This is a genomic window from Amycolatopsis umgeniensis (assembly GCF_014205155.1).
In the GTDB taxonomy this organism is placed as follows: domain Bacteria; phylum Actinomycetota; class Actinomycetes; order Mycobacteriales; family Pseudonocardiaceae; genus Amycolatopsis; species Amycolatopsis umgeniensis.
Genome location: NZ_JACHMX010000001.1, coordinates 8813612 through 8828992 on the forward strand (window position 1 = coordinate 8813612; position 15381 = coordinate 8828992).

15 protein-coding genes and 1 riboswitch are annotated in these 15381 nt (G+C 68.3%); of the genes, 8 read left to right on the top strand and 7 right to left on the bottom strand.

Features of this window, described 5'->3' with window-relative positions:
- The first annotated feature begins 135 nt into the window (after window positions 1-135).
- The gene (locus tag HDA45_RS40135; RefSeq protein ID WP_005150031.1) at window positions 136-609 is read left to right on the top strand and encodes a bifunctional nuclease family protein; all 474 of its coding nucleotides are present in this window, start codon (window positions 136-138) and stop codon (window positions 607-609) included.
- Window positions 610-815: 206 nt separating this feature from the next.
- On the opposite strand, the gene HDA45_RS40140 is transcribed toward HDA45_RS40135, so the two are convergent.
- On the bottom strand, window positions 816-1430 hold the full coding sequence (locus HDA45_RS40140; protein ID WP_184904492.1) for a TetR/AcrR family transcriptional regulator: 615 nt from the start codon (window positions 1428-1430) through the stop codon (window positions 816-818).
- A 297-nt stretch (window positions 1431-1727) separates the two neighbouring features.
- Between HDA45_RS40140 and HDA45_RS40145 the strand changes: the two genes are divergently transcribed.
- Both HDA45_RS40145 and gcvP read left to right on the top strand, forming a co-directional pair.
- Complete coding sequence (locus HDA45_RS40145) at window positions 1728-2309, top strand: MerR family transcriptional regulator (protein ID WP_125794182.1); 582 nt, start codon at window positions 1728-1730, stop codon at window positions 2307-2309.
- Window positions 2310-2355: 46 nt separating this feature from the next.
- Window positions 2356-2457, top strand: a riboswitch (glycine riboswitch).
- A gap of 171 nt (window positions 2458-2628) precedes the next feature.
- Window positions 2629-5508, top strand: coding sequence for an aminomethyl-transferring glycine dehydrogenase (gene gcvP / locus HDA45_RS40150; RefSeq protein ID WP_184904494.1), 2880 nt, complete (start codon window positions 2629-2631; stop codon window positions 5506-5508).
- Window positions 5509-5511: 3 nt separating this feature from the next.
- Here gcvP and HDA45_RS40155 read toward each other — a convergent pair whose 3' ends face one another.
- Entirely contained in the window at window positions 5512-5874 is a 363-nt protein-coding gene (locus HDA45_RS40155) for a nuclear transport factor 2 family protein (RefSeq protein WP_184904496.1), read from the bottom strand.
- 114 nt (window positions 5875-5988) lie between these two features.
- On the opposite strand from HDA45_RS40155, the gene HDA45_RS40160 reads away from it, so the two are divergent.
- Both HDA45_RS40160 and HDA45_RS40165 read left to right on the top strand, forming a co-directional pair.
- Window positions 5989-6816: an MmyB family transcriptional regulator gene (locus tag HDA45_RS40160; RefSeq protein WP_184904498.1), complete on the top strand. Its 828-nt coding sequence runs from the start codon at window positions 5989-5991 to the stop codon at window positions 6814-6816.
- 48 nt (window positions 6817-6864) lie between these two features.
- Entirely contained in the window at window positions 6865-7692 is an 828-nt protein-coding gene (locus HDA45_RS40165; protein ID WP_184904500.1) for an aldo/keto reductase, read from the top strand.
- A 286-nt stretch (window positions 7693-7978) separates the two neighbouring features.
- On the opposite strand, the gene HDA45_RS40170 is transcribed toward HDA45_RS40165, so the two are convergent.
- From HDA45_RS40170 to HDA45_RS40190, 5 genes are all read right to left on the bottom strand, one after another.
- Window positions 7979-8665, bottom strand: a complete 687-nt coding sequence (locus HDA45_RS40170) for a hypothetical protein (RefSeq protein ID WP_221471371.1) — start codon at window positions 8663-8665, stop codon at window positions 7979-7981.
- 93 nt (window positions 8666-8758) lie between these two features.
- A complete protein-coding gene (locus tag HDA45_RS40175) occupies window positions 8759-9670 on the bottom strand; it encodes a 3-methyladenine DNA glycosylase (protein ID WP_184904502.1) in 912 nt (303 codons plus the stop codon).
- Complete coding sequence (locus tag HDA45_RS40180) at window positions 9667-10710, bottom strand: hemolysin family protein (protein ID WP_184904503.1); 1044 nt, start codon at window positions 10708-10710, stop codon at window positions 9667-9669. The genes HDA45_RS40175 and HDA45_RS40180 overlap by 4 nt, the downstream gene beginning before the upstream one ends.
- Window positions 10707-12053 carry a hemolysin family protein gene (locus HDA45_RS40185; protein WP_184904505.1) on the bottom strand — a complete coding sequence of 449 codons (1347 nt, stop codon included), beginning with the start codon at window positions 12051-12053 and terminating at the stop codon, window positions 10707-10709. The genes HDA45_RS40180 and HDA45_RS40185 overlap by 4 nt, the downstream gene beginning before the upstream one ends.
- 163 nt (window positions 12054-12216) lie before the next feature.
- The gene (locus HDA45_RS40190; protein WP_184904507.1) at window positions 12217-12813 is read right to left on the bottom strand and encodes a TetR/AcrR family transcriptional regulator; all 597 of its coding nucleotides are present in this window, start codon (window positions 12811-12813) and stop codon (window positions 12217-12219) included.
- A 202-nt stretch (window positions 12814-13015) separates the two neighbouring features.
- On the opposite strand from HDA45_RS40190, the gene HDA45_RS40195 reads away from it, so the two are divergent.
- From HDA45_RS40195 to HDA45_RS40205, 3 genes are read left to right on the top strand one after another with little or no spacing between them, the layout of a single operon-like run.
- Complete coding sequence (locus HDA45_RS40195; RefSeq protein ID WP_184904510.1) at window positions 13016-13414, top strand: hypothetical protein; 399 nt, start codon at window positions 13016-13018, stop codon at window positions 13412-13414.
- Window positions 13415-13416: 2 nt separating this feature from the next.
- Entirely contained in the window at window positions 13417-14037 is a 621-nt protein-coding gene (locus tag HDA45_RS40200) for a DUF3558 domain-containing protein (RefSeq protein WP_184904512.1), read from the top strand.
- Entirely contained in the window at window positions 14034-15377 is a 1344-nt protein-coding gene (locus HDA45_RS40205; protein ID WP_184904514.1) for a hypothetical protein, read from the top strand. The genes HDA45_RS40200 and HDA45_RS40205 overlap by 4 nt, the downstream gene beginning before the upstream one ends.
- The last annotated feature ends 4 nt before the right edge of the window (window positions 15378-15381 follow it).

Genomic DNA, 15381 nt, shown 5'->3' on the forward strand with positions numbered 1-15381 from the left:
GGTTTGCCGAGGGCGAACCGAGAATGTCCGGACAGCGAGCACAGCGCTCGGAAGACGGGTAGCGTCGGGATCACCGTCGCTTGATCGTCGAGACAAGCGTTGCGGCCCGTGCGCACGAGAGGGAGGCGAAGCCCGATGAGCGAGATGCGCGTCGTCGGCGTGCGGGTGGAGCTGCCCGCGAATCAGCCGATCTTGTTGCTGCGGGAAACCGAGGGCGAGCGCTACCTGCCGATCTGGATCGGCTCGGTCGAGGCCACCGCCATCGCGTTGGAGCAGCAGGGAGTCCGCCCGGCCCGTCCGCTCACCCATGACCTGCTCAAGGAGGTCATCGGGGCGCTGGGCCGCGAGCTGGAGCAGGTCGTCATCACCGACTTGAAGGAAGGCACGTTCTTCGCGGAACTGGTCTTCGACGGCGACATCAGGGTTTCGGCGCGGCCGAGCGACTCGGTGGCGCTGGCGCTGCGGGTGGGAGTCCCGATCCACGCCGTGGACGCGGTGCTGGAGGAAGCGGGGCTCATCATCCCCGACGAGCAGGAGGACGAGGTCGAGAAGTTCCGCGAGTTCCTCGACTCCGTCTCGCCGGAGGACTTCCGCGGCGCGGACACGTGATCACATACTGAGATCTCGAACGAAGGGGCGGCGCCGGTGGCGCCGCCCCTTCTTCTTGCGTGCGGTGAACGCGGCCGCGGTGGGTGCGGGTCGGACTGAAGGGCCCCCTCGCCGCATGGCACGCGGCGAAGGGCGCTTTTCCCTCATGCGATGTGGGGAAAGCGCCCTTCAGCCACGTCGACCCCAGGCGCGTTCACCCAGGCGCTTCAGGCGGCGGTCGCCCGCGTGAACAGGTCCGCCAGTTCCCGCCCGTACCGCTCCAGGTCCAGCTTCGGGTCCGCGGCGAACTTCGCGGCGACGCCGTCGATGGCCTGTGCGATCGACAGCGCCATCACGTCCGCCGCGAAGTCGCCGAAAGCGCCTTCCTGCTGCCCCTGTCGCAGTTGGCGTTCGAGCCGGCCGGTGCGGAACTCCTCGACGATCGGCGCCGACATGAACCAGCCTTCGGCGTCCGATCCGCTCGAGGCCATCTCGACCATGACCCGCACCAGTTCCGGGTACGAGCCGAGGAACTCGATCTCCGCCTCGATATATCCGCGCAGCAGCCCGGCCCGGTCGGTCGTGCCCTGGATCCGCTCCTCGAGGAACTTGTCCTTCATCCCGGTCGCGGTGGTGACCACGGCCTGCATGAGGCCCGCCTTGTTGGTGAAGTGGTAGGAGATGATCCGGGTGCTGGACAGCCCGGCCCGCTCCTTGATCTTCGCGAACGACGTCTTGTGGTAGCCGAGGTCGGAGATCGTCGCGATCGTGGCGCCGACGATCTGGGCCCGCCGGGCGGCTTCGGTGACCGACAGCCCGAGCTCCGCCTGCACCTCTTGCATGGCACTTTGCGTGGAGGGAGTTACTTGCATGAGTAAAAAATAACACGGCTGAGTAAAACCGGCAAGCGTGCAGCCGTTCGGGGGACTGCCGTGGACAAGCCTCAAGAAGAGCTTGAGGTCGACCGCGCGTCGCGTTGACCGCTTTGCCGGACGCGCTTACCGTCAATGGAGGTAAATCGCCAAGGTGTGATTCGGATGTCTGGGGCATCCGTCTTGACGATGGACTCCGGTGCGGACTCACGTGGGTCCGCGCGGCTTTGTTCGCCGGCCGCCAGGTCGGGCGAGGGGAGGCATGGCGTGGTCGAGGCTGGTAGCCCTCAAGAGCCGCTCGTTCCGGTCGCTGACGGCGAGCAGGGCGAGCTGTTCCCCGACTCTTCCCTCCCGGACGAACTCGTCGGTTACCGCGGTCCCGCAGCCTGCCAGATCGCCGGGATCACGTACCGGCAGCTCGACTACTGGGCCCGCACGAAGCTGGTCGCGCCGAGTATCCGCACGGCGCACGGATCCGGTTCGCAGCGGCTCTACTCGTTCAAGGACATCCTCGTCCTGAAGGTCGTCAAGCGCCTGCTGGACACCGGTGTCTCGCTGCAGAACATCCGCGTCGCCGTCGACCACCTGCGGCTGCGCGGCGTCCGCGACCTCGCCAGGGTCACCCTGTTCTCCGACGGCACCACCGTGTACGAGTGCACCTCGCCCGAAGAGATCGTCGATTTACTCCAGGGCGGGCAGGGTGTTTTCGGCATCGCGGTCAGCGGGGCGATGCAGGAGATCAGCGGCACCATCCACGAGTTCCAGGCCGAGCGGGCCGACGGCGGCGTGATCGAAACCGTCACGCCGGACGAGCTCACGCAGCGCCGTAACGCGCGTCGCACCGGCTGATCATGAAGCCGCGCGAGCGGCAGGGTAGGCTCACTTCCGCGGTCGACGAATCCGCGCGGGAGAGACCGAGCCGATAACCGTTGAGCTCGGCGCCGAAGGAGCAAGTCCTCCCCGGAACCTCTCAGGCACCCTGGACCGCGCGGAAGAGACGCCTCTGGAAAGTGGTTCGCCAGGTCACAGCCTGGCGGCCCCGCCGACGGTGCAAGCCCGGCTCAACACTCGGGCGAAACTCTCAGGCGCCCCCACGGGGGTACGGACAGAGTGGGGAGGGCCAGGACAATCCGTCCCGGCCCCACCCCCGCGTCTTGGGAGGTCCCCGATGGAGCCAGTTTCACTGGCCGCGCTCGAATCCGGAACCCTCTTCGCGGACCGGCACATCGGTCCCGGCGCGGAGGAACTCGCGCGCATCCTCGATGTCGTCGGCGTCGCTTCCCTCGACGAACTGGCCGAGCGCGCCGTCCCCGCGTCGCTCCGGGAATCCGCGACGCCGTCGGATCTGCCGCCGCCCGCCAGTGAGACCGGCGCGCTCGCCGAACTCCGCGCGCTCGCCGCGCGCAACCGGCCGATGGTCCAGATGATCGGCCTCGGCTACCACGACACCGTCACCCCGCCGGTCATCCGCCGGAACGTGCTGGAAAGCCCGGCCTGGTACACCGCGTACACGCCGTACCAGCCGGAGATCTCGCAAGGCAGGCTCGAAGCGCTGCTCAACTTCCAGACCATGGTCGCCGATCTGACCGGTCTGCCGATCGCCAACGCGTCCATGCTGGACGAGGCGACCGCGGCGGCCGAGGCGATGACACTGGTCCGCCGGGCGGGAAAGCCGAAGTCGAACCGGTTCGTGGTCGACGAGGACACGCTGCCCCAGACGATCGAGGTCCTGCGCACCCGTGCCGAACCGCTCGGCATCGAGCTGGTGACCGCGGACCTGTCCCAGGGCATCACCGGACTCGGCCTCGGTGGTGACTTCTTCGGGGTGCTGCTGTCCTATCCCGGCGCGTCCGGTGTCGTCCGCGAATGGGACCACACCATCGCCGAGGCCAAGGCGCTGGGCGCGGCCGTGGTGATGGCCGCGGATCCGCTGGCGCTGACCCTGCTGCGGTCGCCGGGCGAGCTCGGCGCCGACGTCGCGATCGGGTCCACACAGCGGTTCGGTGTCCCGATGGGCTTCGGTGGCCCGCACGCGGCGTACCTCGCCGTCCGGCAAGGACTGGAACGGCAGTTGCCCGGACGGCTCGTCGGGGTGTCGAAGGACGCCGACGGCGCCCCCGCGTACCGGCTCGCGCTGCAGACGCGCGAGCAGCACATCCGCCGGGAGAAGGCCACCAGCAACATCTGCACCGCGCAGGTGCTCCTGGCGGTCATCGCGTCGATGTACGCGGTGTATCACGGCCCCGAAGGTCTGCGCGCCATCGCGAACCGCGCGCACCGCATGGCCACCGTGCTCGCGGCGGGGCTCGCCGAGAGCGGCGTGGACGTCGTGCACTGCGAGTTCTTCGACACCGTCATGGTTTCCGTGCCCGGCCGCGCGGCCGGGGTCGTCGGCACGGCTCGTGAGCTCGGGGTCAACCTCAGGCTCGTGGACGCGGACCACGTCGCCGTCGCGTGCGACGAGACGACGACCCGTGAGCACCTTTCCCTGGTGTGGAAGGCTTTCGGGGTCGCGGTGTCCGATGTGGACTCGCTCGACGCGGACACCGCCGACGGCTTCCCGCCGGATCTGCGCCGCACCAGCGACTACCTGACGCATCCCGTGTTCCACACGCACCGCTCGGAGACGGCGCTGCTGCGGTACCTGAGGGCGTTGTCCGACAAGGACGTCGCACTCGACAGGAGCATGATCCCGCTCGGCTCGTGCACGATGAAACTCAACGCCACGGCCGAAATGGAGCCGATCACCTGGCCCGAGTTCGCCGGTCTGCACCCGTTCGCGCCCGCCGAGGACGCGGCCGGGTTGCTCACCATCGTGAAGGATCTGGAGCGGTGGCTGGCCGGTATCACCGGCTACGACGCGGTTTCCCTTCAGCCGAACGCCGGAAGTCAGGGCGAGTTCGCCGGACTGCTGGCGATCCGGGCCTACCATCGCGAACGCGGGAACGCGGCGCGGGACGTCTGCTTGATCCCGTCGAGCGCGCACGGGACGAACGCGGCCAGCGCGATCATGGCCGGGATGCGCGTCGTGGTGGTGAAATGCGACGACGAGGGGAACATCGACCTCGGTCACCTCAAGTCCACTGTGGACGAGCATGCGGACGACCTGGCCGCGATCATGATCACGTATCCGTCCACGCACGGCGTGTACGAGGACACCGTCCGCGAGGTCTGCGCGCTGGTGCACGACGCGGGCGGCCAGGTGTACGTCGACGGCGCGAACCTGAACGCGCTGATCGGCGTGGCGCAGTACGGCAAATTCGGCGCGGACGTCTCGCATCTCAACCTGCACAAGACCTTCTGCATCCCGCACGGCGGCGGCGGACCAGGTATCGGCCCGATCGGCGTCGGCGCGCATCTGGCGCCGTACCTGCCGAACCATCCGCTGCAGCCGGACGCGGGCCCGGCCACCGGTGTCGGCCCGATCAGCGCCGCGCCGTGGGGGAGCGCGTCGATCCTGCCGATCTCCTGGGCCTACGTCCGGATGATGGGCGCGGAGGGCCTGAGGCGCGCGACGCTGACAGCGGTCGCGAACGCCAACTACGTCGCCAAGCGCCTCGCGGAGCACTACCCGGTGCTGTATTCCGGCCACGACGGCCTGGTGGCGCACGAATGCATCCTCGACCTTCGTGCGCTCACCAAGCGGACCGGTGTCACCGTCGACGACGTCGCCAAGCGGCTCGCCGACTACGGCCTCCACGCGCCGACGATGTCCTTCCCGGTCGCGGGCACGCTCATGGTCGAGCCCACCGAGAGCGAGGATCTCGGCGAACTCGACAGGTTCTGCGACGCGATGATCGCGATCCGCGGCGAGATCGAGAAGGTCGCCGCGGGGGAATGGCCGGTGGCCGAGAGCCCGCTGCGGAACGCCCCGCACACCGCGCGCTGCCTCGCGGGCGAGTGGGATCGCCCGTACAGCAGGGAGAACGCGGTCTTCCCGGCCGGCTTCCAGGCGGCGAAGATCTGGCCTCCGGTGCGGCGGATCGACGGGGCCGCGGGTGACCGCAACCTCGTCTGCTCCTGCCCGCCGCCGGAGGCCTTCGCCTGATCGTCAGCCGGGCATCTTGTCCAGAAAGCCCAGCACCTGCTTGATCCGCCCGTCCTCGACGGTGATGACGTCGAAGCCGATCGCCAGCGGCTCCCGTGTCCCCTCCGGACCGAGGTACCACTGGAACCGCGCGATGTCGTGATGCGCGTCGGGGGCCGCGGGCAGGCTGAACGTCAGACCGGCGAACTGGGCCTGCGCGCCGGCGATGAAACCGTCGACACCGTCGTGACCGGTGACGGCGCCGAGCGGGTCGGTGTAGGCGGCGTCCTCGGTGAACACTTCGGCGATGAGCGCGCGGCGCTTGTCCGCGTCGGTCTCGTTCCACACGGCGATGTACTGCTCGGCGACGCGCTGGATGTCCGACATGGTGTCTCCTCTTTCGTTGCGGGGTAACCGATGACGCAACTCTGTCGGCTGAGGGTGGGTCTCGTCGATTACGCGTGAGGTAATGGCGGCCCGGCACACGTGGTGCGTAAGTTCGTGATCGTGACGACCACAGTGACGGCAGGCCGGGCCGGGCGACCCGTCGGCGAACTGCTGCGGGAATGGCGCGATCGCCGCCGGATCAGCCAGCTCGACCTCGCCATCTCCGCCGAGATCTCGACCAGGCACCTGAGCTTCGTGGAGACCGGGCGGTCCAAGCCCAGCCGCGACATGGTGCTGCGGCTCGGCGAACATCTGGAGGTGCCCTTGCGGGAACGCAATCAGCTGCTCCTGGCGGCGGGTTACGCGCCCGCGTACCCCGAGAGCGGACTCGGCGACCCGGAGATGGCGGCGGTCCGCAAGGCTGTCCGGCAGTTGATGACGAGTCACGAGCCGTACCCGGCCGCCGTCGTCGATCGTGGATGGAACCTGGTCGACGCCAACGCGAGTGTGTCGATCATGACCGACCTGGTCTCGCCCACGTTGATGACGCCACCGGCCAACGTCCTCCGGCTGACCCTGCATCCGGAGGGTATGGCGCCTTACGTGCTCAACCTGGGGGAGTGGCGCGCGCACCTGCTCGGCAGGCTCCGGCGCCAGGTGACCCAGACGGCGGATCCGACCTTGACGGAGCTGCTGGAGGAACTGCTCGCGTACCCGTGTGACGACCCCGTCCCCGAGGTGGAGGTTCCCGGCCCCGGGGACATCTTCGTTCCGCTGCGGCTGCGGCACGAGGGCGTGGATCTCACGTTCTTCAGCACGGTCTCGACCTTCGGGACGCCCTTGGACATCACCGTCGCCGAGCTGGTGATCGAGTCGTTCTTCCCGGCCGACACGGCCACGGCGGAGTACTTGCGCTCGTACGCCGGGCGCGGGATGGGATGATGCCGGGCAAGAAGTCCAGCCACAGACTCCAGTGAGGATTCTTCTTCCATGGCCGTGCCTTCCGTCGTCCTGAACAACGAGGTAGCCATCCCCCAACTCGGTTTCGGCGTCTGGCAGGTGCCCGCGGGCGACACGGCCAAGGTCGTCCGTACCGCCATCGAAGCCGGGTACCGCAGCATCGACACCGCCGCGTCGTACCGGAACGAAGCCGGGGTCGGCGAGGCGATCCGCTCGGCGGACGTGCCCCGCGACGAACTGTTCATCACCACGAAACTGCCGAATCCGGGCCACGGCTACGACGAGGCACTCCGGGCGTTCGACGCGAGTCTCGCGGAACTAGGCCTCGACCGCGTCGACCTCTACCTGATCCACTGGCCGATGCCGACACGCGGGAAGTACGTCGAAACCTGGCGAGCGCTGGAAAAGCTCTACGCGGACGGCCGGGTGCGAGCCATCGGGGTGTCGAACTTCCACATCCCGCATCTGCGGCGGTTGTTCGACGAAACGGGCATCGTGCCCGCGGTGAACCAGGTCGAGCTGCACCCCCGCCTCCAGCAGAAGGCGCTGCGCGAGTTCCACGCCGAGCACGGCATCGTCACCGAGGCGTGGAGCCCGCTCGCGCAGGGCTCGCTGCTCTCGGACCCGACGCTGACCGCGCTCGCGGCCAAATACGGCAAGAGCCCGGCGCAGCTGGTGCTGCGCTGGCATCTGCAACTCGGCACCGTGGCCATCCCGAAATCCGTGACCCCGTCCCGGATCCGCGAGAACTTCGCCGTCTTCGACTTCGAACTCGCGGAAGACGATCTCGCCGCCCTCGCCGAGTTCGACGACGGCACCCGCACCGGCCCCGACCCGGACACCTTCGACCTGATCTGAGGCTCGTGAGTGGCGAGGCCGGTTCTAACCGTTCTCACCACTTACGACCCGCTGTACCGGAGGTGCGTGAAGGTGTGATCACGAAGGTAGTGAAGGCCTCCTTCACTACCTTCGGGGTTGGCAAGGGGCCCTTCACGGACCGGAACCGCAAACAACAACCGCCATTACCCAGTGGGTACCAAGATACCCTTGGCCCTGACCGTCCTCACCACTCACGAGAGCTGGCCGAGGTACGGGAAAGGCCCCTTCCCGAGCGGCGAAGGGGCCTTTCCCGTACCTCGGTGACTCAGGTGGCCTTGATCCCCGCGGCGGCGAAGTCGGCCTGCTGGGCGGGCTGCTGCAGGTACTGCCGGAACGTCTGCGCGGCGCGCATCTGGACCTCGTCGATGGTCTTGCCCGCGAGCCCGACGAGCGGATAGTCGGCCGAACGCGCCGTCGCGACCGACTGGGCGGGCGAACCGACCAGTTCGGGCTTGGCGGTGTTCAGCTCGGTCACCCAGTACGAGGACTCGGGGATCCAGGCGGCGGGGAGACCGCCGATGGAGTCCAGGTTCGTCCGTCCGACGAGGCCGTCGAGCACGGACGCGGAGGACAGCGCGTCGATCTGGATGATCACGCAGTGGTCGCGGACCACGGTCGCGGCGTTGTTCCACCGCTCGGCCGCGGCCCGGAGCGGCTTCTCGATGCTGGGGGTGACGACGACCCGCATCGGGGTGTCGCCGGCGCTGCAGGCCTTGGCCTGGGCTTCGGCGCGGGTGCTGAGCTCGCCGTCCGCCCAGTTCCAGCCGAACACGCCGATCGCGATCAGGGCCACCAGGACCACGGCGGCGATGGGCCACTTGGCGACCTTGCGCCGAGGGGCCTTCTTGCCCACGATCCGGTGCGAACCGGTCGCCTCGCCGCGCCCCTCATACCGCTTCGGCGGGTCGAGGGGATGCGGCACCGGCTCCTCGGCCACGCTGTGTCGCCCCATCGTTGTCCTTTCGAAACGTGCGCGCTCGCGCTGCGTATGCAATCAAACCGTTATCACTCTAACAGGGGAGGATGTTACGGGGAATGCGACGACTCACAGTTGTTTTCCGCGTGTCGCGGGTGCCTTCTTTAACCCGGCGAGGAGTCGTTGGCAATGCGCTATCAGGTGCTCACGCAGCGGCGCGGCCCGGCGGGCGAAACCGGCCTGCGCGCGAGCGTACTCAGCTCGCCCCTCGGAGCTCTCGATCCGGACCGGCGTGTACCCATACGACGCGAGGTCGTACGGGCTGGCCCGCATGTCCAGCTCACGGATGTCCGCCGCCAGTTCGAAGCAGTCCCCGACCAGCTCAGCGGGGACGAACGGGTCGAGTTTGTAGGCCCACTTGAAGAGGTCCATGTTGGCGTGGAGACAGCCCGGCTGCTCGAACTCGATCTGGTTCTCCCGCTCCGGCCGCAGCGTGTTGCGCGGCCGGGCGGGCTCGGTGAAGAACCGAAACGCGTCGAAATGCCCGCACCGGATCTCCAGCGACTCGACGACGCCGTCCGTTCCGTCCGATCCGAGCCGGAGCGGAAGTTGTGAGTGACGAACCTCATTCGCCGATTCCCGGTAAACCATTGCCCATTCGTGAAGGCCGAAACAGCTGAGCCTCGGCGCGCGGGACGCGGTCGCGGAAAGCAGGCCGAGGACGAATTCCGCCGTCTTGGCCCTGCCTTCGGTGAAGCCCGCCGGATCGAGGATGACGCCGTCCGGGGTCTCGAGGTAGCCCTTCCGCTCCAGGAACCGGTGCGCGGACCGGCCTTCGAGGGCGAAACCCGGCCCCGGTTGCCAGCGTTCGACGTGCCCGGGGCGGTGCGAGTAGTAGGTGAAGAGGAAGTCGAGCACCGGATGCTTCTCGCTCCGCGAGCGGCGGCGCTGGTGCGGTGTCGTCCAGCGCCGCATCCGCGTGACGTGGTCGTCCTCCCGAGCCCGCCAGACGGGCTCGGGAAGGACGATCAGGCCGGTCATGACATGACGTGGGTACCGTCGCGGACAGTTCCCACGTATTCCTCGACGAGGTCTTCCAGCGTGACGACGCCGACGGCGGCACCCGCCGGGCTCAGCGCCCGCGCCAGGTGACTGCCTTCCTTGCGCATCGCCGACAACGCCTCGTCCAGCCGGGCGTCGGCGTGCAGTTCGGTCAGCGCCCGCGTCTTGTCCGACGGGACCACGGTCGTCGGGTCCTCGCCCACGAGATCGAGGATGTCCTTGACGTGGATGTAGCCGGTCAGCGTCCCGTCGTCGGTGCACACCGGGAAGCGCGAGAACCCGGTCGAGGACACCGCGCGCTCGACGTCGCCCAGCGTGGGCGAGCAGGGCAGCGTGGTGAGCTGCGCCGTCGGGACCAGGACGTCGGCCACCGTCTTCTCCACCGACGACAGCGTCTTGCTCAGCCGCTGGTGCTCGGAGTGCTCCAGGAGCCCCTCGCGGCGTGACTCGCTGAGCAGTTCGGCGAGTTCGTCGGAGGTGTAGGCGGTCTCGAGTTCGTCCTTGGGCTCGACCTTGAACAACCGCAGCAGGGAGTTCGCCACGAAGTTCAGCAGCCAGATGAACGGGTTGGCGACCTTCACCCAGGCCACGTGCACCGGGACCAGCCACAGCGCCAGGCGCTCCGGCTCGGCGATCGCGAGGTTCTTGGGCACCATCTCGCCGATGAGGACGTGCAGGATGGTGATGAACGCCAGCGCGATCGCGAACGAGATCGGGTGCAGCAGGACGTCGGGGATCCCGAGCACCTCGAAGAACCCGGCCAGCTGATGCGCGATGGCGGGCTCGCCCAGCCGTCCCAGCAGCAGCGAACAGATGGTGATGCCGAGCTGCGCGCCCGCGAGCATCAGCGAGACGTTCCTGCTCGCGTTGATCACGATCTTGGCGCGGGTCTTTCCCTGCTCCAGCAAGGCTTCCAGCCTGTCGCGCCGCGACGAGATCAGCGCGAACTCGGCGCCGACGAAGAACGCGTTGGCCAGCAACAGGACCACGACGAGGAAGATGTTGAACCAGTCGCTCATCGGGCGGGCTCCTGCTCGGCGGTCGTGGCGGTTTCGCTGACCCGGCGGACTTCGACCTCGGCGATGCGGAGACGGTCCATTTTGGTCACCGTGAGCCGCCAGGCGTCGAGATCGGTGGCGTCGCCGGGGGAGGGGATCCGGCCGAGCCGCTCCAGGATGAGCCCGGCGATGGTCTCGTAGTCGCCGTCGGGCATCCGGAACCCGGTCTCGTCGGTGACCTCGTCGGCGCGAAGCTGCCCGGACACGAGCCAGTTGTCGGCGCCGACCTGCTGGGAGGAGGGCGCTTCCCGCTCGTCGTGCTCGTCGCGGACGTCGCCGATGATCTCCTCGACGACGTCTTCGAGCGTCACGAGTCCCGCGGTGCCGCCGTACTCGTCGACGACGATCGCGAGCTGGAACCGGGAGTCGCGCAGCCGGTTGAGCAGCGAGTCACCCGGCAGCGATTCGGGCACTGTCGGGATCGGCCGCATGACCGAGCCGATCCGCACCGTGGCGCGTTGCGTGGCGGGGACGGTGAACGCCTGCTTGATGTGCACCGCGCCCTGCACGTCGTCGAGATCCTCGGTGTAGACCGGGAAACGCGAAAAGCCGGTGCGGCGCGAGACCTCGATGAGGTCGTAGATCGTGTCGTCCACGGTCAGCGATTCGAGCTGGACACGCGGGGTCATCAGCTCGTCGGCCGTCCGCTCGCCGAAACGCAGCGATTTGTCCAGCAGTTCGGCCGTCGACGTGTCGAGCGTGCCGCTTTCGGCGCTGGAGCGCACGATCGAGCCGAGTTCCTGCGGCGACCGGGCCGAACGCAGTTCCTCCTGCGGTTCGACGCCGAACTTGCGGACCAGGAAGTTGGCGCTGTTGTTCATCAGGGTGATGAGCCAGCGGAACAGCGAAGAGAACCGCGAGTGGTACCCCGCGACGGCGCGCGCCGTCTGCAGCGGCCGGGCGATCGCGAGGTTCTTCGGCATCATCTCGCCGAGGATCATCGACAGCGACGTCGCCAGGATCAGCGCGACCGCCAGCGACACGCCGTTCGCGACACCCTCGGAGAACCCGATGGCGGTGAACAGCGGATGCAGCAGGTCACCGATCACCGGTTCCGCGAGGTAACCGGTGATCAGGGTGGTGATGGTGATCGCCACCTGCGCGCCGGAAAGCTGGAACGAGAGGGTGCGGTGCGCCTTCTGCACGGTGTGCGCGCGACGGTCGCCGACCTGGCGGACGTTCGCGTCGACCGTGCTGCGCTCGAGCGCGGTGAGGGAGAACTCGGCGGCGACGGCGAGGCCGGTGCCGACGGTCAGCAGGAGGAACAGGAGAATGCCGAGAACGGCGAACAGGATTTCCATCATTTCCTGCCGGTGGGGACGAGGTCGGCAAGAAGGTCCGTGGAACAGCCGGGTGTGCCACCCGGCTCGATACTGTCACCAGGTGACTGCGCGTCGCGCACGAAAAGAGTCACTCCTCAATCGGGATCAACAGACACCGCCGCTGTACTGCGGCGATAGGACAATCTTAACGCGTTCCCCCGACCGCGCGGGCGCGGTGCCGCCGCACGCTCTCCTCGACCAGGTCGAGGACGGGGCCGAGATCGTCGCCGGGCTGGCCCATCGCGAGGTGGGAGACGAGTCCTTCGAGGACGAGTTCGAGGTACGCGGTCAGGACGTCGACGTCGACGTCGTCGCGCAGGATCCCGGCGTCGCGCTGGCGCAGCAGACGGCGGCGGGTCGCGGCGGTCAACTGCTGGGACCGCTCGGCCCAGCGGGCCCGGAACTCGGGGTCGGTGCGCAGCCGCCGGGAGACCTCCAGGCGCGTGCCGAGCCAGTCGGCGGGGTGCTCGCTGCGGTTCGACAGCAGGTCTCGCATCACCTGGACGAGGCCCTGTTCGGCGACGACGTCGGCCATGCGGACCGCGTCGTCCTCGGCCAAGGCCAGGAAGAGGGACTCTTTGTCGCGGAAGTGGTGGAAGATCGCCCCGCGGGAAAGTCCGGTGGCTTCCTCGAGTCGCCGGACGGTGGCACCCTCGTAGCCGTAGCGTGCGAAGCACACGCGGGAGCCGTCGAGGATCTGGCGCCGGCGTGCGTCGAGGTGATCCTGGCTGACCCGTGGCATCCTGGAATCCTGTCACCGGGAACCGGGTTATTGCAATCCGTACGTACGTACTGTGACCAGATCGCGGGATGATTGATCCGTCCGGGAACCTTGCGGCCGCGAAACACGTCCGATCACTCGGCCGGATCGGCTGACACGCCGTCGGCCGCTTGGCTACTCTTTGTCCATCACGGTGAGTGAGTGCTGAGGGGAAGGTGCGGGCGTGAACATCATCGGCGACGCCGCGAGCGCGATCAAGGCCGTCTGGGGTGACCTCACCACGCCGAAGGAACCGACCGTTTACGGCGGTGGGGGCGGCGGGGGCGGCGGGTTCGAGATGAGCCCGGAGGAACTGAAGACCGTCATCGGTCTGTGGGAAGACGAGCTGAAGAAGGTCGTCGACGACGGCGACAAGATCGACCTCATCGTCGGTGACCTGATGCCGCCGGGGCAGGACGAGGCCAGCGCCAGCTATGTGAACTCCGGCGTCGACTCCCTGTTGTCCCTGCAAAAACAGAACGAGTCGATGAGGGCCTACATCGAGGGCTACATCGCCAAACTCGAAGTCGCCCGTTCGAAGACCATGGCCACCGACCAGGCCAACACCCTGCGCACGACCTGAGGATGCCGAACGTGTTGAGGAATCGCGCCGCGGTGGCGGCGCTCGTGTTCGTTTCCGTCGCGGCCGCCGGGTGCACCGGGGAGACTCCTGGTACAGCTACGCCGACCCCGGGAACCTCGTCGGCGTCTTCCGCGGGACCGGAGGATCCGAACGTCCCGAAGGTGGCGATTCCACTGGACGCTTCGGCGTACGTCGGTGACGTCTGCAAGCTGCTCTCGCCCGCCGCGGCTGCGGAACTGGGGTTCTCCGCGCCAGGTGAATCGAAGAGCGAAGGCAGCAATCCAGGTTGTAGCTGGCAGATTCGCGGCAAGGCCGACAGCCTGCTGATCATCCTCGGCAGTGGGAACCGTGAAAAGGGCATGGGCGGTCTGGCCGGCCTGCACAAGGCCAAGAAAGCCGGGCAACTGAGGTTCTTGGAGCCCGGCCCCGAGGTCGACGGCTATCCGACCGTCTACTACGGAATCCAGGACAGGCGAGCAAGCGGCAACTGCGATCTCGCGGTGGGTGTCGCCGACGATCTGTCGATCAGCACCCTCGCCAAGGGCTATGACAACGAACAGGATTCGTGCGGGAAGGCGCAGAAACTCGCGTCGGCCGTGATCAAGACACTCAAGGGGGCATGAGGGTGGACGGCAAACAGATCTACGAAAACTTCACCCAGGGCGACACCCGCAATCTGCGCAGCGCGGCCGATCGAGTCGCCGAACTCTCGGACGCCTACGTCGAGCGCGGCATGGCCATCAAGTCGCTGCAGTCGCGGATGTCCTCGTCCTGGACGGGCTCAGCCGCCGATGCGGCGAACGCCGGCGCGGGCCCGCTCGAGCAGGCCTTCAAGGAGACAGCGGACCCGCTGTTCACCACCAAGGCCTCGGTCATGACGCAGGCCGACAGCTTCGACGACTCCGGGCAGACGGTCGTCCCGGTGCCCCCGAAGCCGGACAAGCCCAACCCGTGGACCACCGGCCTCAAGGGCGCGATCCCGATCGCCGGGCCGTTCATGGTCAACAACGACATCAAGAACTACCAAGAGGGCGTCGCGAAGCACGAGGCGGCGAACCAGAACAACGTCCGCGTGATGGACCAGTACGACTCGGTCACCAGCAGCACGAGCTCGAGCCTGCCGACCGACTACGGCGTGCTGAAGAACGACGGCGCGAACGTCAGTGTCAAGGTCGGCGACGGGCCCGGCCCGATCGATCCGCCGCCCTACGTCCCGCCGAAGCACCCCACGAGGCGCGGCGGTGGCGACGAGAACGACGGCACCGACACCAGCGGCACGGACAGCAACGGCACCGACCGGAACCGCACCGGCAACGACCAGAACCAGAATCAAAACCAGAACAAGCCCGGCACCGGTGAAGACCGTCCCAGCGGCTCGAAGGACCGTCCCGGGGACATCACGACGCCGACCAGGAAGCCCGGTCCCGGGGACACGACGCTCCCGTCCGGCGGCGGCCGGGGCAAACCCGGCGGTGGGACCACGGAGATCCCGGGCCGAAACCCCGGACGCGGCACCGGTGACGAGGACAACGTCATCGGCCTGCCGAACGGCACCGGCCAGAACTACGGCCCCGGTGGCGGTGGGCCCAACCAGCCAGGTGGCACCAGCGGCCGCAACGTTCCCGGGCCCAACACCGCCGCGGGCAGGCTTCTCGGCGGCGAAGGTGGCACCGGCGGCCGCGCGGGCGGTCCTGGCGGACCCGGTTCGGGCAGCCTTGGTGGCGGCAGGGGCTCCGGCATGGGTGGCCTCGGCGGCGGCATGGGCGGCGCCGATCACCTGGCGGGCGGCCGTGGAGCGGCCGGTCGCGGCGGCGGTCAGATGGGCCCGATGGGCGCGGGCGGCAGGCGCGCGGAGGGCGACGAGGACGACGAACACCAGCGTCCCGACTACCTGATCGAGGCCGACCCCGACGCGATCTTCGGCACCGACCAGCGGACCAGCCCGCCGGTCATCGGCGAGTAGCGGA

Bases quoted from the DNA above. Each gene is read 5' to 3' on its own strand.
- HDA45_RS40135 (WP_005150031.1), top strand. From the start codon at position 136: ATGAGCGAGATGCGCGTCGTCGGCGTGCGGGTGGAGCTGCCCGCGAAT.
- HDA45_RS40140 (WP_184904492.1), bottom strand. From the start codon at position 1,430: ATGCAAGAGGTGCAGGCGGAGCTCGGGCTGTCGGTCACCGAAGCCGCC.
- gcvP (WP_184904494.1), top strand. From the start codon at position 2,629: ATGGAGCCAGTTTCACTGGCCGCGCTCGAATCCGGAACCCTCTTCGCG.
- HDA45_RS40155 (WP_184904496.1), bottom strand. From the start codon at position 5,874: ATGTCGGACATCCAGCGCGTCGCCGAGCAGTACATCGCCGTGTGGAAC.
- HDA45_RS40165 (WP_184904500.1), top strand. From the start codon at position 6,865: ATGGCCGTGCCTTCCGTCGTCCTGAACAACGAGGTAGCCATCCCCCAA.
- HDA45_RS40170 (WP_221471371.1), bottom strand. From the start codon at position 8,665: ATGGGGCGACACAGCGTGGCCGAGGAGCCGGTGCCGCATCCCCTCGAC.
- HDA45_RS40175 (WP_184904502.1), bottom strand. From the start codon at position 9,670: ATGACCGGCCTGATCGTCCTTCCCGAGCCCGTCTGGCGGGCTCGGGAG.
- HDA45_RS40180 (WP_184904503.1), bottom strand. From the start codon at position 10,710: ATGAGCGACTGGTTCAACATCTTCCTCGTCGTGGTCCTGTTGCTGGCC.
- HDA45_RS40185 (WP_184904505.1), bottom strand. From the start codon at position 12,053: ATGATGGAAATCCTGTTCGCCGTTCTCGGCATTCTCCTGTTCCTCCTG.
- HDA45_RS40190 (WP_184904507.1), bottom strand. From the start codon at position 12,813: ATGCCACGGGTCAGCCAGGATCACCTCGACGCACGCCGGCGCCAGATC.
- HDA45_RS40200 (WP_184904512.1), top strand. From the start codon at position 13,417: ATGCCGAACGTGTTGAGGAATCGCGCCGCGGTGGCGGCGCTCGTGTTC.
- HDA45_RS40205 (WP_184904514.1), top strand. From the start codon at position 14,034: ATGAGGGTGGACGGCAAACAGATCTACGAAAACTTCACCCAGGGCGAC.